Source organism: Anabaena sp. TISTR 8404, from assembly GCF_056847745.1.
This window is the reverse complement of record NZ_CP180578.1, coordinates 3,216,194-3,240,145: the sequence shown is the minus strand read 5'-3', so window position 1 is coordinate 3,240,145 and position 23,952 is coordinate 3,216,194. Positions and strand designations below refer to the sequence as shown.

19 protein-coding genes and 1 tRNA gene are annotated in these 23,952 nt (G+C 41.2%); 8 read left to right on the top strand and 12 right to left on the bottom strand.

Annotated features, from left to right (window positions below):
- Position 1 precedes the first annotated feature (1 nt).
- Complete coding sequence (ssuD, locus tag ACMX3D_RS14020; protein ID WP_482752005.1) at positions 2–1,138, top strand: FMNH2-dependent alkanesulfonate monooxygenase; 1,137 nt, start codon at positions 2–4, stop codon at positions 1,136–1,138.
- A 152-nt stretch (positions 1,139–1,290) separates the two neighbouring features.
- Here the strand turns inward: ssuD and ACMX3D_RS14015 are convergent, their stop codons facing one another.
- The 4 genes from ACMX3D_RS14015 to ACMX3D_RS14000 form a co-directional block, all read right to left on the bottom strand.
- Positions 1,291–1,668, bottom strand: coding sequence for a response regulator transcription factor (locus ACMX3D_RS14015; RefSeq protein WP_482752004.1), 378 nt, complete (start codon positions 1,666–1,668; stop codon positions 1,291–1,293).
- A gap of 225 nt (positions 1,669–1,893) precedes the next feature.
- Positions 1,894–5,265 carry a PAS domain S-box protein gene (locus ACMX3D_RS14010; RefSeq protein WP_482752003.1) on the bottom strand — a complete coding sequence of 1,124 codons (3,372 nt, stop codon included), beginning with the start codon at positions 5,263–5,265 and terminating at the stop codon, positions 1,894–1,896.
- Between the two features lie 29 nt (positions 5,266–5,294).
- Complete coding sequence (locus ACMX3D_RS14005; protein WP_482752002.1) at positions 5,295–7,277, bottom strand: sensor histidine kinase; 1,983 nt, start codon at positions 7,275–7,277, stop codon at positions 5,295–5,297.
- Positions 7,264–7,614, bottom strand: coding sequence for a hypothetical protein (locus ACMX3D_RS14000; RefSeq protein ID WP_482752001.1), 351 nt, complete (start codon positions 7,612–7,614; stop codon positions 7,264–7,266). The genes ACMX3D_RS14005 and ACMX3D_RS14000 overlap by 14 nt, the downstream gene beginning before the upstream one ends.
- A gap of 470 nt (positions 7,615–8,084) precedes the next feature.
- Here ACMX3D_RS14000 and ACMX3D_RS13995 point away from each other — a divergent pair, with 470 nt between their 5' ends.
- Positions 8,085–9,290, top strand: a complete 1,206-nt coding sequence (locus ACMX3D_RS13995) for an HhoA/HhoB/HtrA family serine endopeptidase (protein WP_482752000.1) — start codon at positions 8,085–8,087, stop codon at positions 9,288–9,290.
- A gap of 162 nt (positions 9,291–9,452) precedes the next feature.
- Here the strand turns inward: ACMX3D_RS13995 and ACMX3D_RS13990 are convergent, their stop codons facing one another.
- The 4 genes from ACMX3D_RS13990 to ispD all read right to left on the bottom strand — a co-directional run bounded on the left by ACMX3D_RS13990 (position 9,453) and on the right by ispD (position 12,312).
- Positions 9,453–9,800, bottom strand: coding sequence for a DUF760 domain-containing protein (locus tag ACMX3D_RS13990; protein WP_190692109.1), 348 nt, complete (start codon positions 9,798–9,800; stop codon positions 9,453–9,455).
- A gap of 182 nt (positions 9,801–9,982) precedes the next feature.
- Positions 9,983–10,768, bottom strand: a complete 786-nt coding sequence (locus ACMX3D_RS13985; RefSeq protein WP_482751999.1) for a DUF928 domain-containing protein — start codon at positions 10,766–10,768, stop codon at positions 9,983–9,985.
- Between the two features lie 113 nt (positions 10,769–10,881).
- Positions 10,882–11,436 (bottom strand): SMC-Scp complex subunit ScpB, encoded by a 555-nt coding sequence (gene scpB / locus ACMX3D_RS13980; protein WP_482751998.1) that lies wholly within the window; start codon positions 11,434–11,436, stop codon positions 10,882–10,884.
- A 189-nt stretch (positions 11,437–11,625) separates the two neighbouring features.
- Entirely contained in the window at positions 11,626–12,312 is a 687-nt protein-coding gene (ispD, locus tag ACMX3D_RS13975; protein WP_482751997.1) for a 2-C-methyl-D-erythritol 4-phosphate cytidylyltransferase, read from the bottom strand.
- Between the two features lie 176 nt (positions 12,313–12,488).
- Here ispD and ACMX3D_RS13970 point away from each other — a divergent pair, with 176 nt between their 5' ends.
- Both ACMX3D_RS13970 and ACMX3D_RS13965 read left to right on the top strand, forming a co-directional pair.
- Positions 12,489–13,448 carry a glycosyltransferase family 9 protein gene (locus ACMX3D_RS13970; RefSeq protein ID WP_482751996.1) on the top strand — a complete coding sequence of 320 codons (960 nt, stop codon included), beginning with the start codon at positions 12,489–12,491 and terminating at the stop codon, positions 13,446–13,448.
- Between the two features lie 498 nt (positions 13,449–13,946).
- Positions 13,947–14,894 (top strand): ADP-ribosylglycohydrolase family protein, encoded by a 948-nt coding sequence (locus ACMX3D_RS13965; protein ID WP_482751995.1) that lies wholly within the window; start codon positions 13,947–13,949, stop codon positions 14,892–14,894.
- A gap of 60 nt (positions 14,895–14,954) precedes the next feature.
- Here the strand turns inward: ACMX3D_RS13965 and ACMX3D_RS13960 are convergent, their stop codons facing one another.
- The 3 genes from ACMX3D_RS13960 to ACMX3D_RS13950 all read right to left on the bottom strand — a co-directional run bounded on the left by ACMX3D_RS13960 (position 14,955) and on the right by ACMX3D_RS13950 (position 17,678).
- Positions 14,955–15,953 (bottom strand): transposase, encoded by a 999-nt coding sequence (locus ACMX3D_RS13960; protein WP_482752339.1) that lies wholly within the window; start codon positions 15,951–15,953, stop codon positions 14,955–14,957.
- Between the two features lie 14 nt (positions 15,954–15,967).
- A complete protein-coding gene (locus ACMX3D_RS13955; protein ID WP_482751994.1) occupies positions 15,968–16,819 on the bottom strand; it encodes a hypothetical protein in 852 nt (283 codons plus the stop codon).
- Between the two features lie 199 nt (positions 16,820–17,018).
- The gene (locus ACMX3D_RS13950; RefSeq protein WP_482751993.1) at positions 17,019–17,678 is read right to left on the bottom strand and encodes an Npun_F0813 family protein; all 660 of its coding nucleotides are present in this window, start codon (positions 17,676–17,678) and stop codon (positions 17,019–17,021) included.
- On the opposite strand from ACMX3D_RS13950, the gene ACMX3D_RS13945 reads away from it, so the two are divergent.
- The 4 genes from ACMX3D_RS13945 (at position 17,677) to ACMX3D_RS13930 (ending at position 21,481) form a co-directional block, all read left to right on the top strand.
- Entirely contained in the window at positions 17,677–17,817 is a 141-nt protein-coding gene (locus ACMX3D_RS13945) for a hypothetical protein (RefSeq protein WP_482751992.1), read from the top strand. The two genes, ACMX3D_RS13950 and ACMX3D_RS13945, sit on opposite strands and share 2 nt — an antisense overlap.
- Before the next feature lie 197 nt (positions 17,818–18,014).
- Positions 18,015–18,087 (top strand) — tRNA-Arg (locus tag ACMX3D_RS13940).
- 1,160 nt (positions 18,088–19,247) lie between these two features.
- Entirely contained in the window at positions 19,248–20,345 is a 1,098-nt protein-coding gene (locus ACMX3D_RS13935) for a mechanosensitive ion channel family protein (RefSeq protein WP_482751991.1), read from the top strand.
- A 5-nt stretch (positions 20,346–20,350) separates the two neighbouring features.
- Positions 20,351–21,481, top strand: a complete 1,131-nt coding sequence (locus ACMX3D_RS13930; RefSeq protein WP_482751990.1) for a mechanosensitive ion channel family protein — start codon at positions 20,351–20,353, stop codon at positions 21,479–21,481.
- 87 nt (positions 21,482–21,568) lie between these two features.
- Here the strand turns inward: ACMX3D_RS13930 and ACMX3D_RS13925 are convergent, their stop codons facing one another.
- Entirely contained in the window at positions 21,569–23,887 is a 2,319-nt protein-coding gene (locus ACMX3D_RS13925; protein ID WP_482751989.1) for a glycoside hydrolase family 65 protein, read from the bottom strand.
- Positions 23,888–23,952 lie beyond the last annotated feature (65 nt).

The following is a 23,952-nucleotide window of genomic DNA, read 5'->3' as shown; positions in this document are numbered from 1 at the left end:
TATGGAAATATTTTGGTATTTACCGACTCAAGGCGATGAACGCTATTTAGGCACAACAATTGGCAGACGACAAGCCAATTATCCATATATGCAGCAAATAGCCCAAGCTGTAGATAAATTAGGCTATGGCGGGATGTTAATTGGTACTGGACAAAAGCAGGATACATGGATTGTTGCTGCTTCTTTGATTCCGGTTACACAATGCTTACGATTTTTAGTTGCCTTTCGTCCAGCGATTATGTCACCTTCACTATCAGTGAGGATGGCTGCTACCTTTGACCAACTTTCTAACGGTCGAATTATTTTAAACGTGGTGACTGGTGGCGACTCTAAAGAATTAGCCAAAGATGGCATTTTTTTAGACCATGATCAGCGTTATGAACTGACTGATGAATTTTTAACAATTTGGCGATCGCTCATGCAAGGTGATGAAGTAACATTCAATGGTCGCCACTTGCAAGTTGAGAGTGCGAAATTACAATTCCCCCCAATACAAAAACCTTACCCCACCTTATATTTTGGTGGTTCTTCCGATGCGGCTTTGCAAGTAGCCGCCAAACACATTGATGTCTATTTAACTTGGGGCGAACCACCAGCACAAGTAGCCGAAAAAATTAGTAAAGTCCGCCAACTAGCCGCAGAACAAGGGAGAACAGTGCGCTTCGGTATCAGGATGCACGTTATTGTCCGGGAAACCACTCAAAAAGCTTGGGATGCAGCTAACGAACTGATCAAATATCTAGATGATGACACAATTGCATCTGCTCAAAAACGCTTCTCCCAGTCAGAATCAGAAGGGCAACGCCGTATGGCGCAGCTACACAACGGTAGCCGCCAAAACTTAGAAATCAGTCCTAATTTATGGTCTGGTGTAGGCTTAGTGCGGGGTGGTGCAGGTACAGCCTTAGTCGGAGATCCAGACACAATAGCAGCGAGAATGCTAGAATATGCCGATTTAGGAATTGATACCTTCGTATTTTCCGGCTATCCCCATTTAGAAGAAGCTTATCGTGTAGCTGAATTACTTTTCCCCCGCTTACCACTGCAAACTTCTCAAATCGCTATACCGCAGCAGCTACCAACACCCTTTAACGAGTTTGTCACCAAGACAGATTTACTCAAACCCCAGCCTGTTTAGTTTCAGGCGATCGCAATTGTTTCCAGCATAAAGATAAAGTAGGGGCGCACATCTGTACGCCCCTAATATCTGAACTTGTTACATTCTTTGTTTAAACTAGTAAAAAGTGTTAATAAACTGCTTAAAAAAGGTTTTCTGTTGTAATTTTGTATTCAAAAACCTAACACCTGCATTGATTTTTCCAACACTTCTTTAGGTCGAAATGGTTTGGTTAGATATAAGTCAGCACCAACATCAATTCCTTTTTGCTTATCAAATTCTTGTCCCTTTGCTGTCAACATCACAATGTATATATCATTCAGTTTTAGGTCATGTTTAACTATCTGACAAACTTCCAAACCACTCATTTTAGGCATCATCACATCAAGAAAAACTAAGTTTGGTTTTTCAGTTTTAATAGTTTCGAGGGCTTCTTCTCCATTTCTAGCAGTTAAAAGTTCTACCCCCTCATCTTCTAATGCTTCTAGAGCTTGTTCCATTAAAATTACAATGTTAGGTTCATCATCTACAATGAGAATTTTTTGAGTCATAAAGCAATCCGATTTAATTCCTAAAATGATTTGTGTAGGAGGGGAACTGGAAATAGAAAAACCCTCTAGAAGCTTTACCATGCTTGGCAACAATCTACTAGGAGTTATAAATGAAGGATGAAGTAAATATTTCATCCTCCTGCCCATTCAATTTTTGATTTGTAATTAACCAATCCAAAATTCAAAATCTAAAATCTAAAATTTTTTGCCTCCTGCCTTCTGTTATTAGCGGTCAGACAACATGATGAAAAATACATTTTCTAAATCTTTCTCAAACCGTAGGGTTTTCACCAAGTCGGTTTCATGAGAAAAGATTGAATCAATGATAATCATGTCAGGTTTAGCTGAACGGGCTTTGTGGATGCATTCTTGCGGATCGGAGGCTTCAATCACACTGTATCCCTGAGTTTGTAGTACATCTGAGATGGTTTTTAAGGTTGAGGCATTTTGATCAACAACTAATACCTTTTTACTAGAAGTTCCTTGAGAAAGTAGTAAGCCAATTTCGCTCAAAAGTTGTTCTGAGTTAATGGGCTTGGTGAGATAGCGATCGATGCCTATATGGTAACCCCGTTCTTTGTTTTCAATAATTGACAGAATGATGATGGGAATATCTGCTGTCTGGGGGTCATTTTTCAGGACGGCTGCCACATCAAAGCCGTTAATTTGCGGCATCATCACATCCAGGAGAATCAAATCGGGACGGGCAATTTTAATTTGATGAATTGCATCCATACCGTCTTTCGCTTCTCGAACTTTGTAGCCTTCGTTTTCTAGTTGCTGCCGGAGTAATTCTCGAATGTTGGTATCATCATCTACTACCAGAATGGTTTTACGGTTTTCGTTCAACACCTTATTTGTGGTGATGACGTGTTCTTTTAGTTGTTTAACCAAGGCCTCTAGATTGATTTGTCCATTGGTTTTGTCGTCACTGGCGTAGATGGGAATTAGGAACGAGAACGTGCTACCTTTACCTGGTTCACTCTCAACCCAGATTCTACCGCCATGATGTTCGACGATTTGTTTACAGATGGGCAGTCCTAGTCCTGTACCTTTGGGTTTGTCGGTGAGGGTGTCGCCAACTTGGCGGAATTTCTCAAAAACTTTTGGTTGGTCTTCTGGTGCAATGCCAATACCTGTATCGATGACGCTGATACATACACCGTCGTGCTGTTGCTTGACACGACAGGTAACAGAACCGGATTGGGTGAATTTAACAGCATTAGAAATCAGGTTGATCAGAACTTGCAATAGACGGTTGCGATCGCCCACAATTTGCGGTAGTCCAGTTTCAATCTCACTCACCAGTTGCAAGCCATTAGTTTCAAACAATGCTGCTGTGGAAGTCGTCGCCCAATCAAGTAACTCACCAGGATCAAGGGGCTGCATTTGCCATTCCACTTTCCCAGCTTCCATCTTGGCAATGTCTAAAACATCGTTAATCAACGACGTGAGTCGTTCTGCTTCCGACACAATAATGTTGAGATTGTCGCCCACCCGCTTAATTGTTTTTTGCAGCTTGCGGTCTTCGCTAGTCAACATCGGGAAGACATCGGTTTCGAGCTTTTCTTTAATGATGGAGGCAAAACCCAACACAGAAGTTAAAGGTGTCCGCAGTTCGTGAGAAACTGTGGAGATAAAATCGGTCTTCATTTTGTCAACTTCTTTTTCTGCTGTTACATCCCGAATCAAAAGTGCCGAACCGAAACAAGTAGCAGGTTCGTTAGCTGCTGTCTGCTTAAAGATGGCGGTTGCTACTGCTTGACCGATGCGTTCCTTCGCCAGTTCAATTTCGGCAGCAAATACCTCTTGAGGATGGGATTGAGTTTGTTCAATTAGATGTGCTAAACCCGATATTGGTAGTTCTTGATAGTTACCTTTGAGAGCCTTGGTTGTCAATCCGTGCATGGCTAAAAAGGCAGGATTGAAGTGGGTAATTTGTCCTGAGGTATCTACTACCAACAAACCATCCGCTAAGTTATCTAAAATTGCATTTAACCCCTGGGCTTCGGCAAGGGTATTTTGTAGAGCAGCTGTCCGTTCGGCAACTCTGAGTTCCAGTTCTTGATTGAGTTGGCGTAGAGCAATTTCTGCTTGTTTGCGGGCTGTAATATCAGTATTAATTTCCAACACTGCGCAAGGCTGACCAGAACTATCCCGTTGCAATGTCCATCGGCTCTGCACAGTGATTAATTTGTCATCATGGGTGATGTGTTGGACTTCTCCTTCCCAATTGCCTTGCTGTAATAACTCTGCTGTGATTTCTTCTTTTGGTTTGGGAAAGATTTTGTTGAGAAATGTGTAAATGTATTGGTCTTTGACTTCCTCTCGCGTCCAATGGTAAAGCCTTTCAGCACCTTGATTCCAGTAGGAAATTTTGTCGCTCATGTCGCGGACAATGATCGCATCGCTGGAATGATTCAACATATCCAATAAACGTTGATTTTCCGCTTCTGCTAATTTGCGATCGTGTATGTCGGTGCAAGTACCAATCCATTCTCGAATGCTACCATCTGCTTCTAAAACAGGAGCGCCACAAACTGAGAAATAACGGTAAATCCCATCCTTGCCACGTATCCGATATTCGGTTTGGTAGAGACTTCGATTTGCTACAGCTGTATTCCAAGTTTCTAAGGAATGAGGACGGTCATCGGGATGAACAACGTCGATCCGGCCCCAACCATCGACCTCTGCTTCAGTTTGGCCTGTGTAAGCTATCCAAGTCAGCATTTCACTGCTAATCCCTGCCCCTTCTGCTGTCGCTCCCCAGACAATTTGAGAAGTAGCAGTTACTAAAGTACTATATTTTTCTTTCAGCCGTTGATTTTCGGCTTCTGCCAATTTGCGATCGTGAATATCTGTACAAGTGCCAATCCACTCTCGCACACTGCCATCATCTTCAATTACGGGAGCGCCCCAAACCCAAAAGTAGCGATAGTTGCCATCTTTGCCGCGAATGCGGTATTCAATTTGATATTGGCTGAGGTTGGCTACGGCAATACCCCAAGCTTCTCCGGTGTAGCCGCGATCGTCAGGATGAACTGCATCAATCCAGCCTCCATTCTCTGCTTCAGCTAAAGTTTGCCCTGTGTAGGCGATCCAGTCTGCAAGTTCAAAGCAAATTCCTTCTGGTGAGCTAACCCAGATAATTTGCGTGTTAGTTTTTACCAAAGAGCGGTATCGTGCTTCGCTCTGTTTCAAACTTTTTTCGGTTTCTTGGCGTTCTTGTTGAGCTTTTCTGAGGTCGCTAATATCCTCCACACTTGACCAAATCAGTTTTTCCCCATCTTTTTCAAGCATCACTGCGGAGATTTTGACTGGAACCAAATGTCCGTCTTTGTGAATGTACTCTTTCTCATAAGGGCCGTAGCGACCAGTTTGTTCTAGGGAATCTAGTATGCCTTGCTCGGTGGCAACATAGTTTTCAGAAGTAATCTGCCAGTGGTTAAGGTTAAGAGTTTCTGGAACAGTACGCCCCAAAATGGCAGCATAGGCAGGGTTAATGTCAATCAGCGTTCCATCTGTTCGGCAAAGTACCAGACCAACGGGACATTTTTCTAAAAGCTGACGGTTAAATTCGTCAAGTTGGCTAGACATAGTTATAGTTTCCTGATATGGATTTTGAATTAATGGTGGATTTGGGTAGGGTTAGAGCAACAGAACCAAGACAACAAGGTGGCGTAAAGCTTTAAGGAAATGGGGTGACGTTGGAACATCTGGTAAATTTGCTCAGGTGAAGTTGCGCCAACATCTGGATTTTGCTGCGAAAGTCGGCGAATCAGTTGAGTATGGCGAATCAGCAGTTCAGTTGGTTTGAGTATGGGGGTTGTTGATGCAATGAAGCCTTCTGCATCGGATGTGGCATTTGATGGGTCGATGCTCAAGATGGGTTGTGCCGAACTTTTGGCGGTATAACTTTTACTATCCTGACTTTCCTGCGCTTCTTCTACTGCACAATTCACCGGAATTTGAATCCAGAATTCTGTGCCTTGACCTGGTTGAGAGCGACATTTGAGAATTCCTTGGTGTCTATCGACAATGATTTGGTGACTGATTGCCATACCCAAGCCAGTTCCCTTGCCAATTTCTTTGGTGGTGAAAAAGGGATCGTAGATGCGTCGGAGGATTTCTTCCTTCATACCTGGGCCGTTGTCGCCAATGCGAATCACAACCCACTGGTTATCTATGTTTTGAGTACGAATGGTGATTTGGGCAGTAGAACTAGATATTTCCCCACTCCCGATTGCCTCTTCTAAAGCATCAATGGCATTTGCCAGGATGTTCATAAACACCTGATTCAACTGTCCGGGATAGCATTCAATTAGAGGAAGTTCGGTATAGTCTTTGATAATTTCAATTTCTGGGCGGTGAGTAGCGGCTTTGAGGCGATGGCGTAGAATCATCAGTGTGCCGTCAATACCATCGTGGATGTTGACGGCTTTCATTTGGGCTTCGTCATGACGGGAGAAGTTTTTCAGAGATTTGACAATTTCGACGATGCGATCGCTCCCCAGTTTCATTGAATCCAGCAGTTTGGGCAAATCCTCCATGATGAACTCCACATCGATATTGTCTAACTCTGGTTCTAAATCTGGGGGAGTTACAGGTATGAATTTCTGATACGCTTGCAGCAGATACAACAAATCTTGAGCATATTCGTCAACGTAGCGCAAATTACCGCAAATAAAGTTCACCGGATTGTTGATTTCGTGGGCAACTCCAGCAATCAGTTGCCCCAAGCTGGACATTTTCTCACTTTGAATTAATTGGGTTTGAGCTAGTTGCAAATCTTGCAGAGCCTGTTGCAGCTTTTCTGTCTGGGCTTTTGCTTGGGCGGTTGCTTGAATGCTGTGTTCATAAAGCACAGCTTTTTCAATGGCTACGGCTGTTTGTGAGGCAAAGATACTCACAAGTTTGAGATGTTCAGCTTTATAGGCATCGGTTTTGTTTGTGCCAATAGCGATCGCTCCTAGTATCCGTTCTTTAGCCCGCAACGGCACACAAATCAGCGCTTGAATGTTTTTCTCTCCCCATAATCGCGGATCGGCTGGCACATCATTGACAAGTTCTGCACGACCAGATTGCATAATATTGTCAATGATTTCTTTGCCTAGGTTTGGCTGATTTTGGTCAAAAAACAGCCCAAATTCGGCAATAATTTCACAGGTTTTGGCATCAGGATTGAGGAGCAGAATTACCCCCGCAGAAGATTCAATTAATTGACTCATTTCCTGAAGCACAAGTTGGGCAATTTGTCGTGTATCCAAACTCGTTGTCAGTTGTGTCGAGATATCTTGAAACAAATCAATTTCTTGATATCGCTCTAGCAATTCTTTAGCTAGTTCTTTTTTCTCGGCTTCTTGTTTCGCCAGCAAGGAGAGCAAGGTTGCAACTGTGTTTGTCTGTTCTTCTCCAACAACCCAACCGATGTTTTCTCCTGACACCTCAATTGGATATCGGTTTTTTGCTGTTTGTTCGCCAATACTCATCAGTTTTGTGCCGTCTGCCAGTTCAATATCAATCGCACTGTTAATGTGGCAGGCTAAGTTCTGAAGCAGCGAAGGCAACTCTTTTTTGTTAAAAATCTTTCTGAGGCTAACTATGGACATGAAACACCTCATCTAGAGTAAGTTGCCAATTGTCTGCAATTAAGTTGTCGCTTTGCATCAGTTGCAGTCGTATATTTTGATCAAGCTGTGCATTTTCTGGTGAAATCGCGGCTTGAGCGCCGAGCCAATTGAAGATTTTCGGGCGATCGCGTCTAAATACTTCCATAAACTGTTTGATGATTATAGGGAATTGCTCAGCATCGCTAACTGCCCAATCAAGTAAGGTTTGACTCTGAAAGTAATTTTCTTTAGCTATAAAACAGCTAGGAATCTGAACTTTTGTGTCAGCGTAGCCATGCTTTCCCCTCGCATCCCCGAAAAACAGAGGAATTGTCATAACAGTGTATGAATATAATCGTTTACTAATAAAATTATTTTTCCCAAAAAAATTGGCTATATAACGTTGCAGTTGAGTAGCAACAAATTCTCTGAATCTCCACATATTTGCGGAATTTCGAGAATTTCAACAATAATGGCACAAAATAATAAGTACAAATTAGAACATTGAAGTTGAAAAATTACCTATGGGAAAGCGAAAAATTTTAAGTATAAAATATGTTCTGATTTGATGTTACCGCCAGGTAAGAGGCAATTTCAGCCTTTAGCCTATCCCGCAAGCTATCCTTGGGCGTAGAGGAAGCTAACTCAAAGGTGTCTACATCCTTCGCACTCCTCAGCCTCTCGAATAAAATTTTTAGTTTAAATATTTATTAAGCAACTGTATGTGAAATTTATCTGTCCACTTATGACTTGCTTGACTACACTTAGAAATTAGCAACTGCATTGCTTTCCTTAAGCGTAATTATTATGAATTTATCTTTGAAGCAACTGGCTATTTATTTATCTTTACTATTGGTTGGTGGTGGTGCAGGTTTGTTTGGGAGTCGCTATCTGCTGATACAAAATCGCTCGTTTCGAGAGTTAAAAAATGTGACGGTGGCTTTACCATCAGAATCTGTGTCTCCTTATGCTCCTGGCGGCAGTATTGGAGCTACTGGCGGCGATAACGTGAATTTTATCGCCACAGCAGTACAGAAAGTCGGCCCCGCGGTGGTGCGCATCAATGCGACTCGTAAAGTGGCAAATCCTATATCGGAAGCTTTAAAAAATCCTTTATTGCGCCGCTTTTTTGGTGAAGAGGAACAAGCAATTCCGCAGGAGCGAATTGAGCGCGGTACAGGGTCAGGATTTATTTTGAGTGAAAATGGTGAATTGCTGACCAATGCCCATGTAGTGGCAGACACAGATACAGTACAAGTAACCCTCAAAGATGGTCGAACTTTTGAGGGTAAGGTGCTGGGCATTGATACGATTACAGATGTGGCAGTTGTGAAAATTCCTGGTGATCAATTACCAACTGTCAAGCTGGGCAATTCTCAGAATTTAATTCCTGGACAGTGGGCGATCGCCATTGGCAATCCTCTTGGTTTAGATAACACTGTTACTATCGGCATTATCAGCGCTACTGACCGGACTAGCGCTCAAGTTGGTGTCCCAGATAAACGCGTTAGTTTTATCCAAACCGATGCGGCTATTAACCCTGGTAATTCTGGTGGGCCTTTGCTAAATGCCCAAGGCGAGGTAATTGGCGTGAATACAGCTATTCGCGCTGATGCCCAGGGATTAGGTTTTGCAATTCCCATTGAAACTGCCGCCCGTGTTGCTAAAGAACTATTTACTAAGGGGCGTGTAGATCATCCTTTTTTGGGGATTGAAATGGTAGATCTCTCTCCAACCAAAAAACAGCAAATTAATCAGGAAAACAAGCTTAACATCCAGCAAGATTCCGGCATTGCCATTAAAGGAGTCTTAGATGACTCGCCGGCAAAACGGGCAGGACTGCTCCCTGGAGACGTAATTCAAAAAGTTAACACGAAGCCAGTTAAAACATCTGCCCAAGTGCAAAAACTAGTAGAATCCAGCACAGTCGGAGATATCCTCGTACTTGAAATCAACCGCAGTGGAAAAATTCAGACTTTGAAAGTGCAGTCAGGAGCTTATCCGAAAAAATAGTCAGTGGTCAATGGTCAATAGTCAATAGTCCAGAGTTTATGAACTTTTGACTTTGACATTACTTATAGCAGCAGTCAGGTAGATTAGGAAATAAGCTAATCATAAAACACTGACAGCAAAAGACTCTTAAGCCTATTTCCTGCTTCCTGTTCCCTGCTATCACTATTGGCCGTCAGACAAATAATCTAACTGCATTCTTTGTTCCATCTGCCGTAGGAAATACCCTGTCATCATTGCCGATGCTAATAGCCCAGCGAGATTTTCTCGGTCTGTGGTAATTTGCACGTTGAAATTTTCTGCGGGCAGCATCCCCACCAGCCCTTGGACGTTTTGGGAAATGATTTGTTTAATTTCGGGGCTGACAGACTGGGCGACACGAGCCAGAACATCAGGCGACTGATGTTGCAAATACTGGAGTAACTGATTGGGGTTTTCCTCAAAGTTCTCGCTTAGAAGTTGATTCGGGTGTTCCTCAGAGTTGTCATTCAAAAAGTTAGGATCAAACACCATTGGCAGTCTTTTTTAGCTTAGTTGCTAATTCTACTCTAAACCATAGTACAAGAGTAGGGCCTTTTCCACAGGTATGGGTTTTAGATCTACCTTCAAGAAGGTAGGGTGCAGGGGTGCAAGGGTGCAGGGGAGTAGGGGTAGGGAAGCTAGGCAGCAATTATGTTGGGTTACTTAAATAATTTTCACTCAATTTCTAGCTCACCCAATAAAGGCTCTGGGACGATATTTGCTAATTTGACTGACTCTAAAAGACTTTGCCAATCTGTTTGCAAAGCAGCATCATTTGGACGTTGACGACGTAACTGTGCCAGGATAGCCAGACTATCGTACCAAATACCATTGGCAGCATATAAAGCTGCACGTTCTCTTGGAGAAGCTTTTTTTAACTTACTAGTTAAATCTTTGTCAGGAACGATTTGTTTCACTGTTCCAGCCACAACCAGATCACGAGAACGGTCTGGGCCTGGACAAATCACTGCTAAATACCAATTATATTCTTGACTAATTTTGAATAATTTCTGATTCTTATCAGCAGGTAAATCAAGGCTAAAAATGCCTGGTTGCTGATTCACCTTATATTTTTTCTGATAAATTACTTTTTGAGCAGCATCTTCTACAAATAACTCAAATCTTTGTACAGAAGTTTTTGCAGTTTTGGGAATATATAAAAATAGTTTGGGACGTTCAACAGTAGTCAGTACAGGATTATTTTCTGGGACTAAAATAGTTAAACTATTTTTACCTCCGCCTAACAAACAATGCTCTCTTACTCCTCCTGGTATTCTGCTCATCCGTTGTCCGTTGCCAATGTGTTGATATTTGATTGGCGCTCCTAGTAATATTTTTGTGCTATCTATATTTGGCTCTAAAGATATAGACTGCGACTGAGCGGTGGTGGCATTTATCCAAAATAATAATGTTGAAAATAAAATGCCAATTACAATTTTTTTAACAATCCTGCGCTTCATAAAAATTCCTCACAACGCTTTTTTGAAACGCATCCATTTCCTTGCAAGCTAATTTCTCAAGCTTTTACAGGGAGAACTCACAAACTAACATAAAAAAGTCTTTTTTCTAGCCTCTAGTCCTTAACTTCTTCTATGTCGTCTTCAACGGCTAAGTTTAGTTCTAGCTGTTGTTCTTTAGTATCAAACGGTTGGGGAAGTTGCTCGATTTGGAAGTACTGATGAAATTTTGGTGTTATTTGTAGCGAATAGGAGCGCGATTCGTTATCTCGACGTTTCTTCACAAAACCCAGTTCGACTAATTCTTGAACGTGTTGGTACGCACCTGAGCCACGTAAATTAATTAAATCGCTTTGCAGTATAGGACTATTGAGGGCGATCGCAGCTAAACTCCTCAATGCGCCTACTCCCAATTCTACAGGTATCAGTGTTTGCACTAAATCTTGAAAATCAGGTCTTAGTTGCAGACTATAACCATCTGTGGTCTCAACAACTTCTAATGCGCTATCTCTACGGGCATAACTGTCTATCAGTTCAAGTATGCCTTCTGCCGCAGTAGAGCGATCGCAAGCGGCATACTCGGCTATTTCGCCCAGAGACAAGGGTTTGCCCTTCAAGTAGAGAATTGCTTCTATTTTAGTCGCTGTCTTGGTCGCGGTGGCTGTTTTCATTGGGTGTTAGTCAATGGTCAATAGTCAATAGTCAATGGTCAATAGTCAATAGTCATTTAACTGACGACGGATGACTGATAACTGACAATTAACAATTGTGTGTGGGATTATACTAGCTATTGTTGCGAAAGTCAAAGGAAATCTTAATTATTTGTAATCTTTAAAAGTGAAGCGTAAAAATGCTACCTCCTATCCTCTTTTTCGGTGGCTGAGGATAAATTCTGCGATCGCTAAATCTTGGGGAGTGGTTACTTTTAAATTTGTCTCCTCACCCTCAACAATCCGAACTTCAATCCCACACCTTTCAAATAAAGCTGCATCGTCAGTCACTTCCCAACCTTGACGAATCCCTTCGGCGTGGCATTGTTTCAATAACTGGACATTAAATCCTTGGGGAGTTTGGGCTGCCCACAGATGCTGTCGGTCGGGTGTACTTTGAATTATGCCACTTTCATCAACAACTTTAATCGTGTCTTTTACAGGTATGGCAGCAATTAAACCAGCACAATGGCGAATTGCTTCTGCACAAGCATTCAGTAAATTCGGTGTAGCTAAACATCTAGCGCCGTCGTGAATTAGTACTTGCTCTGCTGCTTGTGGTAATGCTTGCAAGCCGTTGTACACCGATTCTTGACGCGTAGCACCGCCAATAATAAATTCCACAGGTTTAGTCAGATGCAAATCAGCAATGATATTTTTAAAATCTGGCCAATCACTAGGTTGAGAAATAATTCCAATCCAACTGATAGAACTTGCTGCTTCCGCCGCTAACAGAGTCCAAGCAATAATTGGTTTTGACTGTACCTCAAGTAAAAGTTTATTACGGTTACTACCCATTCTTTTGCCGACACCAGCAGCAGGAATTAATAAATACACAAGCGTCCTCAATTACAAAATTAATTAAGAATAAAGGTTGACGTAGACTCAAAAGGAGTTACAGCAGTCTACAAAGATACAATTTCAGACTTCAGACTTCAGACTTCAGACTTTCGTTAAATATCCAATACCTATATTCCCCTAAAATAAGGAGCGAGTAAGCGTCAATAATTATTATGCGAGTAGTAGCCCTTGTACCTGGCGGAATTGGCGACCAAATTCTCTTCTTTCCGACTTTAGATGATCTGAAGCGTGCTTATCCCAACGCTCAGATAGATGTCGTTACGGAACCCCAGTCAAAGGCTGCCTACCGGGTGAGCAAGTCTGTTCACGAGGTACTGACCTTTGATTATAAAGATCGTAACAGTCTAGCAGATTGGGGTAACTTGGTAGGCACAATTCGCGATCGCGAGTATGATGTTGCCATTGCTTTTGGGCAAAGTTGGTTAGTGGGACTGATGCTCTGGTTAACAGGGATTCCCATGCGTATTGGCTTTCAAGGCAAAGGCGCAGTTTTTCTGACTCATACTGTGCCGTTTAATCCATCTCAATATGCAGCGGCGGCGTATCACGATTTGCTAAAACCATTGGGTGTAACAACATCTGTGTCAGAGTTAGCGGTTAATGTCCCAAAACCAGATATTGAATGGTCACAAAATGAACAAAAACGTCTAGGCGTAAATGAAACAGGCTACGTCTTGATTTATGGAGGTGTTGATGCAGCATCACGAGCGAAAGGTGCTGATAAAACCTATCCGGTTGAGAACTGGCAGCCGATTATTCAAGAGTTTCAAGTTAAGCAGCCAGATATGCCTGTAGTTGTGATTCAAGGTGCTGATGATGAACAATTTGTGCGATCGCTCCGAGAATCCTGTCCTGAAATTAAGGTGACATCTCCTGATAATACAGGCAAGTTGACGGCAATGATTGCCGGTGCAAACTTAATGTTGTCTACCGAAAGTGCGCCATTACAGTTGAGTGTTGCAGTACAGACCTATACTATCGGTCTATTCGGCTCCTCAGATCCGGCAAAGTTGTTACCAAAAAGTGAAAAATTCCTCGCCATTAAATCCCCCTCTGGGAAAGTGGCAGATATTTCACCAACAACAGTTTCCGAAAAAATTTGGGGCGGCTGATTCAGGAATTACGCAAAAATCCAAAATGGTGTGGTGAACTCTGACTAAAAAGTGTCAGCACCACACCATTTTTATCTATCAAGATTGTCTACTAAATCTCACAATTAATTGTTCTCGTGATCATCGTATGAGTAAAGTCAATTAAATTTGATTGTTTTGATATTGCAATTAATGTAGAACAATCGCCTGTAGCAGTAATAGCAATAAGCTCTGACAGAAATATATAAAGTTAATTCATCAGAATTCAGTAGCCAGAATTTACAACTCAGAATTTATCAGGGTTTGATGTGATTTATAGATCTGACTTTTCACGGTATCTGGAAAACCCTCTCCAAACCTCTCTCCTACGAGGAGAGAGGCTTTGACTTCTCCCCCTTCCCTCGTAGGGAAGGGGGCTGGGGGGTTAGGTTTCTAATTTGTTTTTCCACATAACGTGAAAATTCAGAGCTGTCTGTATTCTGGCTGTTAAATTTTGGCAATTTTCGTGGAGATGGCATAATGCTAACCGCTACACAAACATTGTCTGGTTTGATGGGTTTATGTGTCGGTGATGCCTTGGGTGTGCCGGTAGAGTTTACCAGACGCGCTGAACGCATGAAATCCCCTGTCACGAAGATGCTAGGTTACGGCACATGGCATCAACCGCCAGGAACTTGGTCAGAAGATAGTTCCCTGACGTTTTGCTTGGCAGAAAGCCTTTGTCGAGGATATTCCTTGGATGCTATAGCTTTATCTTTTTGGCGATGGTACAAGCAAGCTTACTGGACTCCTAGGGGAGAAATATTTGGTATTGGTCAGAGTACTCATGCAGCCATTATGCGCATTAACCAAGGCGTTCCACCCTTAGAGGCTGGGGGAACCAGCGAAATGAGTAACGGTAATGGTTCTTTGATGAGAATTTTACCGATGGCTTATTGCCATAAAACTTTAGACTTTCCAGAATTAATTTTTCGGGTGCATCAGGTGTCTTGCATCACCCATGCTCATCTGCGATCGCAAATGGCCTGTGGTATTTATACTAGTATCGCCATTGAACTACTACAAGGCGCTAATTTACCAACGGCTTATTCTCAAGGCTTAGAAAAAATTCAAACAATTTATTCTGACCCACAATGTCTTGGAGAAATGGGACATTTCTCCAGAATCTTTAGTGGCGAAATTGCCAGCTTACCAATGGAAGAGATTAAATCTGGCGGCTATGTTATTGACACCCTGGAAGCATCGTTATGGTGTTTGTTAAATAGCTCGTCTTATGCAGAAGCAGTGTTAAAAGCTGTGAACTTGGGTGGACACACAGATACAACTGCGGCTGTCACTGGTGGCTTAGCGGGAATTTACTACGGTATTGAGGGTATTCCTCAACTATGGGTTAATCAAATTGCCCGCAAACAGGACATTATTAATTTAGCTAAGCGTTTTAATTTAGCGGTTTACACGCACAATTAGGGAACAGGGAACAGGGAACAGTGCTTTTCCTAATTCCTTATGTCCCCTGATTCTATTTTGTTAAAGGGTAGACAACGAGTAGACTTGACCATCAATTAACAGTCTGGTGATGCCTTTGGCTTGGAGATGAGTCCGAGCCTTATGGAGCATTCTACTATCGGGAACTTTAATGACGCGATCGCGCTTGGTTGAGAAGCGTTTCGCCACCCTGTGGTTATCAAATATCGGCAGCGTTCTTTGCTGAGTTTCAATAGTAGGAATTTGCCCTAAATCACCAAAATCCTTGAGTGGTCGAGTAATTAGCTCTGCGGAACGGTCAATTACCAAATAACAAGTTCTCGGCAGATTAGCTGCTGATAATGGTAAAACTTGAACTGGTGCTTCACCTAATCTGCGTCTTGTAACTAAAGGTCTTGGCTCTTCAAAGTAATCTTCATCCTCCTCATAATCTTCATCTTCTAGATCTTCATCATCTAAGTCTTCCTCTAAATCATCTAAATCTTCGGACTCATCTAGCAATTCTTCGCCCAGCATTTCAGCGAAGACAGTCACTTTTGGACGTTCCTCATCCAAAATCGGACTAGAAATGGGGGCAATTTCCGGCTGTTCTTCTGGCGGAATCTCTGATTTTTTAATTAATCGTGGCTTTGGTTTTTCTGTCACCGCCGAGGAACGCCGCCGCACCCTTCTAATACCAGAATTAGATTCTTCCGTATCTTCTTCTGGCTGCGGTTCTGCCTCGATAATGGGTTCCTGAGACTTGAGCTTGGGCAACTCTATAGGTTTGCTTTCGCTCTTCGGTGGTTCTATCTCAGGCTCTTTAGGAATCAACAAAGGCAACTGCTCGTAATTTACCTGCGCCCTACCTTCAGGAGTTCTAGCGGCTCGTTTCAAAGAAACTAAGTATTCGTACTCATCTTCTGGTAAGGTACTTTTGAGCAAGCGGCTAATTGTTGAGTTGCTCACGTCATAACGTTCTGCTAAAGTCGAGGTCGTTTCAGCAGTCTCTCGATATAACTTAAGAATTTCTTGTTTGTCTGAATCTGTTAGTTTTCTCACGGTAGACACCAAATCTAAGCTCGTTTACGTCCACGCTCCCGGCGAGTCCGGCTCAATGATGCGTCATGTTCTAGGACTGCGCCCATCCCAAATAGCACTCCACTAAACACCCAAAACACTTCTAATATGTCTCCACTTTGGTAACTAGGCCCTTGCGCGAATTTAAACCACATATCTGCAATGTAAAGCGAAAACGCGGCCGCTGCAATCATTCGCCAAGATTGGGCAACTCGCCCTCCCCAAAAAGCTAAGAGCAATGTGGTAGCGATAATCAGTAGCACTACATCACTAACTACATAAAACCAATTCAAAATTGCAGCCAGTAGTTCTGTTGGCGTTGTTTGTTGCATCGAAATCCACCATGCCACCAAACTGCCAAACACTCCTATTGCTGATACAATCAGCCATTGCCATTTTTCTAAATTAATCCGTCTCGAAGCCACAGCTAAAATCATGCCTACGCCAAGGGAAATATAAGTCAATACAAAAAATACATCGCCAATCGAAACATCTGGTTCTTCTTTTAAAATTATTTCTGTATAGCCAAAAAATATCCCTCCCAGGAAATAAGAAAGCATACCAATGGCAATTGCCAACCACACATTTCGACTACTGACGATTTGGGGGCTACGCCAATTCCTTAAGCATAAAATACCAGCACCCAAGTAAGCTAACGCTTCAAAAATATTTGTGCCAATTACATACCATTCGGCACGACTTTCTACACCGTTGGCTCCTGGAATTTTAGCACTAAATAACAAAAAATATAATAGCGCCATCACAGCCCAGGCAATACTGGCTAAAATGATGTTCCGATTGGTGAAAATGGATTTAGAACGCAGAGAATTGTTGTATGAGCTACTCATAAGAATTGACTATGTATATGCACGCTGGAAGTTTGAAGTCTGAAGTTTGAAGTCTGAAGTTTGAAGTCTGAAGGATAAAGTGAGAGTTTATTGGTGTGTGCCTTGGTCGCTTTTAGCGCGAAAAAGCTTGTTTTTGCCAAAATTCAGGATATAAGTAAGCTTTTCAGACTTCATAATTCATAATTCATCCTTTTTCACGCTATTGCCACAGTTTACTTAGTGAAGATTGATTTAGCCAAGAAATAAATAGCGATCGCTCGCCTTCTGCCATATCCTGTAACCTATCGGCTACTTTATTGGCAAAGTTGGCATTACCAAAATAGGTTTTCCCTAGCTTGTGCAGTTCTTGCAAAAATGTCGTCACATGATTTTCTTGCCAAGCCGGAAGTTTAACTGCTTCTAAGGGATCGATTGTCACTAAGTGTTTAACTGCTTCGGGGGAAGAAGTTTCAGGAAATTTCTGCTGTCGCAAAACTTCACCCAAATCTTTTTCAAATAATGTTAGTTGTTTAGCGCCTAAAAACTCTTCAATATCCAGATGAACAGCTTGCAACAGCAAAATACTGGCTTGGATGAGTATTCCCGTCTTGTTATGACCACCAGTATCACCATCTAGCTGCTCTAAGCGGATTTTACCCCAGACGCTAAAACGATCTGGTTCTTCTAACAAGACACAAGCTTTGCCGCGATTATCTGTCAAATCTCTCCACAAGGCGCGGGCTTCTTCTTCTTGATTAGCTTTAAATAAACTAATCAACCGAAAGGTTAGCCCCTGATAATGGAGGATCGGCACTTGCTGATCCTTTTTTGGGTGCTGAATGCTTGATATTTCAACATCCTGCCGTTTGAGAATAAACATGGCACGCTACAATAACTCCTCACAGGGGCTTTGTGGATATGCGATCTATAATCTGATTTGGTTACATCGCCAAGAGTGCGATTACTTAGTGTGTAATTCAGGTAAGCTGTGCGATCGCTCTTTAGCCACCTTAGTGTAAGCTACCCAAAGGATATCTACACCAACACGCAAATAACCACGCCTCGACCACCCAATATAGCTAATCAATGACTGATTTGCTTTATTCGACTAGCATCTTAGCCTTGCCATAGCAAATCCGCAATTTTTGATTGCTTATCGCTGGCGATAACGATATAATTGTATGGATGGCTCTTGTCAGAGCCATGATTTTATATTGGGCGCGTAGCTCAGTGGATAGAGCAATTGCCTTCTAAGCAATCGGCCGCAGGTTCGAACCCTGCCGCGCTCGTTTTAATTTAAAGAAAAAATCTTAAGTCAATTAACAACATTAACACTTAAGTATGTAGAGTATGCCTATTTAAGGTGACTCTTAAAATTTTCTTTTTCTTTTTCTTTATTTGCTACGCATACTTTACTCAATATTGAGGCACTAGGTTGCTATTAAACAGGGCTGTGCAGAAAATTTGGCAAAGTGAAGATAACCATTGTTGTCGTAATTTTCTTTACATTTAGAAGCCAATAATTTAAAGTAAAATTGCTGAATAAAAGTCTAATTAAACTACGGCTGTTGAGATTTTAAGTATATCTTTACAAAAAGAAATAACATATAAATAAAATTTAGTAGATACTATTAATAACATAAATATCATAAATTACTAATATTAAATTTAGCAAAAATAAAGGTTATTACAGTAAAAATCCTCAATAATTATCATTATTTTAATAAATACTTTCCCTGAGCTTGGCTTACTCAGCCTAGTTAAGGCTAACGATTAATTAGTATTGTTCCCAAAATAAATATTTTCTAAATAAAAAAATATTTGGTAATTATTCTCTGGTTTATTATAAAATGAGGGCAAACAAAAACTGTAGCGATATTCGACTGCATATCATAGGCTAAAAAATACTGGTAATCCAGTCATTTCTACTGACTTTACAGTAGTTTAGGGTTAGCAGTGCAAGCAAAGCTTGGGTGAAAAGCTAGTCAAATATAAGGCAAGTGTAATTCATCACCGTTTAGCCGTATACCTCAACAGAGTTGAGGAAAAACGTTTGCATCTATCTGGTCATTTTATCAATATTAATGACCTAGTTCATTGTGCTTGATTCAAGCTTTTGAATTCATTTTAACGGCATCCTGCTATTTGGATGCTAACTCCAACGTTTACAAATTTATATTTGTAAACTATTCACGCACATTTATCCCGTAATTAAATATTATGAATGACTTTCAGTTTATCCGAACTGTCTGTATCTTAGCGGTAGCCTATCTATCGAGTATTTACTTGTGGTTAGCATTTTACCAACACACAAATGAATAACAAGACTACTGCAACAAAAAATTTAATAATGAGCAAGGTCTAATTAACTTTAGGCCTTGTGCCACTACAATAGCAAATATCAACTGTGAAAATTAGTTGATTCATTGGTAACTTAGTTATTGGAAATATGATGGTTTTATTGCCGGAAATTATGACAGATAAAGAAATACAAATTGGCTTATTTGGTCTGGTGGTTGGTATTTGTATATTATTTATAGGTCGTTCAAGTTTATCCTTAACAAGATTATTGTTCAATAAGTTAAATTTTATCCAAATTGATGATATATATCAAAAGTTATTCAAACCAAATGAAAGTTTATTAATTGTTGTATTTTTAATTGCAATTAGTGAGTTTTTTGCCTTAGTCCTACCGAATAATTCTTGGACAAACTCATTAGAAATTATTATTAGTTTAAGTTTAGCGATCGCAGGTAGTTGGTTAGCAGCACAAATATTTAAAAACTTTTTTGATTTCTATTTACTAAATGCTGCATTTAAGAGTGGTCAAAAAATCAGTAGTGAGTTACTCATTCTTTTAAGGTGGGCAGCGAATATCATCATTATTGTGATTGCAATTCTGATTTATGCTCAAACGCATCAAATTAATATATTAGGGTTATTAGCAAGTTTAGGAATTGGTGGTTTAGCAGTAGCCTTTGCAGCGCAAAAAACCTTAGAACAAATTCTCGGTGGTATTGTTCTTTATCTTGACCGTCCATTTGTCATTGATGATTATATCGGACTACCCGACGGAACTTTTGGCAGAGTGGAATCTATTGGTTTGAGATCCACACGCATTAGAACCTCTGGTAAAGGTACTGTGATCATAGTTCCTAATAGTGCTTTGACTCAATTGAATATTGAGAACTTCACTGGTGCTAAGAAAGTCATGTCTATACTTTATTTGACATTTTACCGAGCAATTAGTAGTGAAGAACGCGCCTTAATTCGTCAAGTAATTCTCGATAGTACTAATGATATTTTTGGCATTGACTCACGCAATACAGAAGTAACATTTAAAAATATTAATCATGTGGACGAAATAGAAAAAACTCAAGCACAAGTAGCTTTCTTTATTTTGGGTTCTGGCGATGTTTCAATGGAATTGCGCCGTCAGCTTTTAGATTTAGCAACTCAAACTATGACTCAGTGTTTGAAAGAATATGGTATTGCTTTTGATATTGAAGAACCAACAATTTATGTAGACTCGCCGATTACAATTTAGAGATAATGACAAATATTTCCCAATTTCTGCTTAATTTTTTTCAACGTGAAACCACAATATTAGCTTTGTCTAGATTTGGTGTATTTCTCGGTTTCATTTTTCTGTCTTTATTGGTAGGGAGATATACCCCAACATTCGTCAGGATTATTACTCAAAGATTTGCACCCCAACAAGTAGCCAGCATTTATAATAATCTCGTCGAACCCCTCAGAAACTTATTTAGAATTGCTGGGACTTTAATTTTAATTTCATTATCTTTAGCGTGGATTGAAGATTACAAATCAATCTATAATTTTTTAGCGCCAATTGTAGATTTATCTGTAATTATTAGCCTTGCATGGCTATCTTCTCGATTATTTCGCCAATTTCTTCGTTCCTATGGCATTGAAATAGTCAGAAAATTTGGTCGTGAAGTAGATGAATTACTTTTAGTATTTGAGACTTTGGCAAATGTTATTATTGGATTTATTGCCGTTTTAGCTTTTGCTCAAAGTCAACAATTTAATTTAGTTGGCTTATTAACTGGGTTAGGAATTGGAGGTTTAGCTGTAGCGTTTGCAGCGCAAAAAACCTTAGAACAGTTGCTGGGAACTATTGTGTTGTATTTGGATAGACCCTTTGTTCCTGGAGAATATATTCGTTTACAGAAATCTAGTCAAATTCCTGAAGGTTTGTTTGGCAGAGTAGAGTCAATTGGAATTAGATCAAGCAAAATACGTACTGCGGCTAAGAGTACCTTATTTATTATCCCTAATTCCATCTTGGCAAACTTAGAAATCGAGAATATTACTCGTGGTAAAAAAGTGATGGTGCTACTTTACCTCGATTTTTTACACATCCTGCAAGAACGAGAACAAGCTTTAGTGCAGCAGGTAATTGTTGAAAGTACTAATTCTCTGTTTGGAATTGACCCTGGCAGTACTAGTATTACTTTTTTAAATCATCAAGATGAACATCTGTTCACGCGCACAAGAGTAACATTTTTTATTTTGGGTTCAAGTGAAAATTCGCTGCAATTGCGTAAACGGTTGTTAGAGTTAGCAAATGAAAAAATCTCTAAAAAGTTGTTTAATCATGGGATTGAATTCAAGCTGCAAGAGCCGACGATTTATGTGGAATCACCTGTGACTATTTAATGATAGAAAAGTTTGATTTTCTCCTAAACTTTCAAGAAACACAAGGGTGTAAGGAAGCCTGCGGAGGCAGGCTTTACTCTGCATTAATTAATGCAATTCAGAAGTCTCTGTTAGCACACTATCCAAATCTAAGGTGACACCACTGTTAGTATTTACCAAAGCGGGAACAGCAACTTCTGGCGTACCCACGACCATTGTGGTTTCTTGGCACAAGTCGAAGTCGTACCATTCGTTACGCCATTGCAAGCGAAACTTGAGGCGTGTCCAGCCAGGAGGTAAGTTGGGACAAGCCACAGGGCCAAATTGTGTCATCCGTACACCGCCAAAGCCATAGACTACAGACTGCCAAACTCCTCCAGCACTGGCGGCGTGAATACCTTCCGCTGCATTGCGTCTGACATCTTCTAAATCTACTAAAGCTGCTCGTAAAAAGTGAGTGTAGGCTTCATGCGGTTGATTTAAGTCACAAGCTAAAATTGCATGAATTGCCGGGCCTAGGGAAGAACCATAGGTGTGGTCGGTGCGTTGAGTGTAATATTCCCAGTTACTGGCTAGGGTGTTATGGTCGTAGCGCTGACGCAGCAAGTACAACAGCATCAACACATCTGGCTGCTTGAGAATTTGTTTTTGGTTGGTGGCTTCAATTCCTAATAGACCTTGCAGAGATTTGGTACGGGGTTCGTAGTCAGCAAGGTTCACATCTTCTAGTTCAAAAAAGCCTTCAAATTGTTCGATTAAACCTGTGGCTGCATCTTGGTTAACAAATATGCGTTCTTGAATTTCTGCCCAACGATGCAGACGTTCTGTAGTTAAGTTTAGTTGTTGCACTAACTCTGAAGATTTTTCGGGATAAGCTTGCTTGAACCAGTCCCAGAACGCTAAAGCAGAGTGTAAATGCCACTGTACCATGAGGTTAGTGAAGGCGTTATTATCGACGCGATCATGATTTTCATCAGGGCCGATGACATCTAAAATATCGTAACTGTGGCGTTCTGCGTTCCACTGCACGCGACTTTCCCAGAAAACTGCGGTATCGAGAATAATTTCTGCGCCATAGTCACGCATCCATTCATCATCGTCGGTGGTTTGCCAATAGTGCCAAACTGCATAGGCGACATCAGCAGTAATATGCACTTCAATGTCACCGCACCAAATACGGACTAACTCACCGTTAGCACCAGGAACCCAACGAGGCGTGACTTCATCTCCGGTTGTGGCGCTTTCCCAGGCAAACATTGCGCCTTGGTAACCGGCTTCTTGGGCTTTACGCCTTGCTCCTGGTAAGGTGTGATAGCGGTAGGTGAGTAGGTTACGGGCTAAGGCTGGTTGGGTAAATGTGAGGAAAGGCAGAATGAAAATTTCTGTATCCCAAAAGATGTGACCACGATAAGCAAAACCAGAGAGGGTTTTTGGGGGGATGCTTACTCGGTTGTCGAGGCGGGGTGCCACAGCCAGAATTTGAAAAAGATTATACCGGACTGTTAACTGCGCTTGGCGATCGCCTTCAATAATAATATCGCTGTCTTCCCAGACTTCCTCCCAGGCAGCAATGTGTGCTGCTAGTAAGGTAATATACCTTGGTTCATCGGCTAGTCTATATAAAGCTGAGGCAATGGGAAGCGTACATTCCCTAGAAGTAAAGACAGTGACAATCTTTTCTACAGTCACTGTTTGGTGTGGCGCACACTCTAAAGTGGTGGTTAAAACTGGTGAACCAGAGGTATTATCTACAAAAATAGGTGCATGATCATCACCATCGACAACCAACTTAGCAGCCATCCCCAAGTTAATATTGGAGTGCAGAGTTCTGCTTTGTTGCCAAATAATTTGATCTAAGCCCCCTTGGTGTAAAGTTTGCCAATGAGGAATGCCTTCGGTTGTTGGTTCGGCATCAAATCCTGCTTCAATTGTAACTTCCCCGTCAAAATCTATAGATGTGATTTGACAACGAATTGCTAAAACATGTTGATCTGCTAAACCTGCAAAACGCTCAAAATGTAAATCTAAGGTATGGCCTTGGGGACTGCGCCAACGCACATCACGACTCAGTAAACCCAAACGCAAATCTAGGCGACGTTCGTATTTGAGAATCTCTCCAGAATCCATACTAAAGCGATCGCCTGCTACAGTCACTATCAATGGCAACCAATTAGGGCAGTTTACCAGTTCGGTATAAGCAATGTTGACATCATCATAAACACCATTAATTAGCGTTGCTGCGCTATCTTGGGGATATCCCTCCTCAAAGCTTCCTCGTGTTCCTAAATAGCCATTACTCAGGCTAAAAACTGTTTCTTTGTGATGTAGCTGTTTTGGGTCAAATTTTGTTTCAATAACGTTCCAGTTATTAGCATCCAGCAATTGCTGAGTATCTATCGAGTTGCTGAAAGATTTGTCGTCAAGCATGAGTAGTTAAACCTACAATTCCAGTATTAGTTGTCAATAGGATGAAATCCATTTATTGGAGTTAC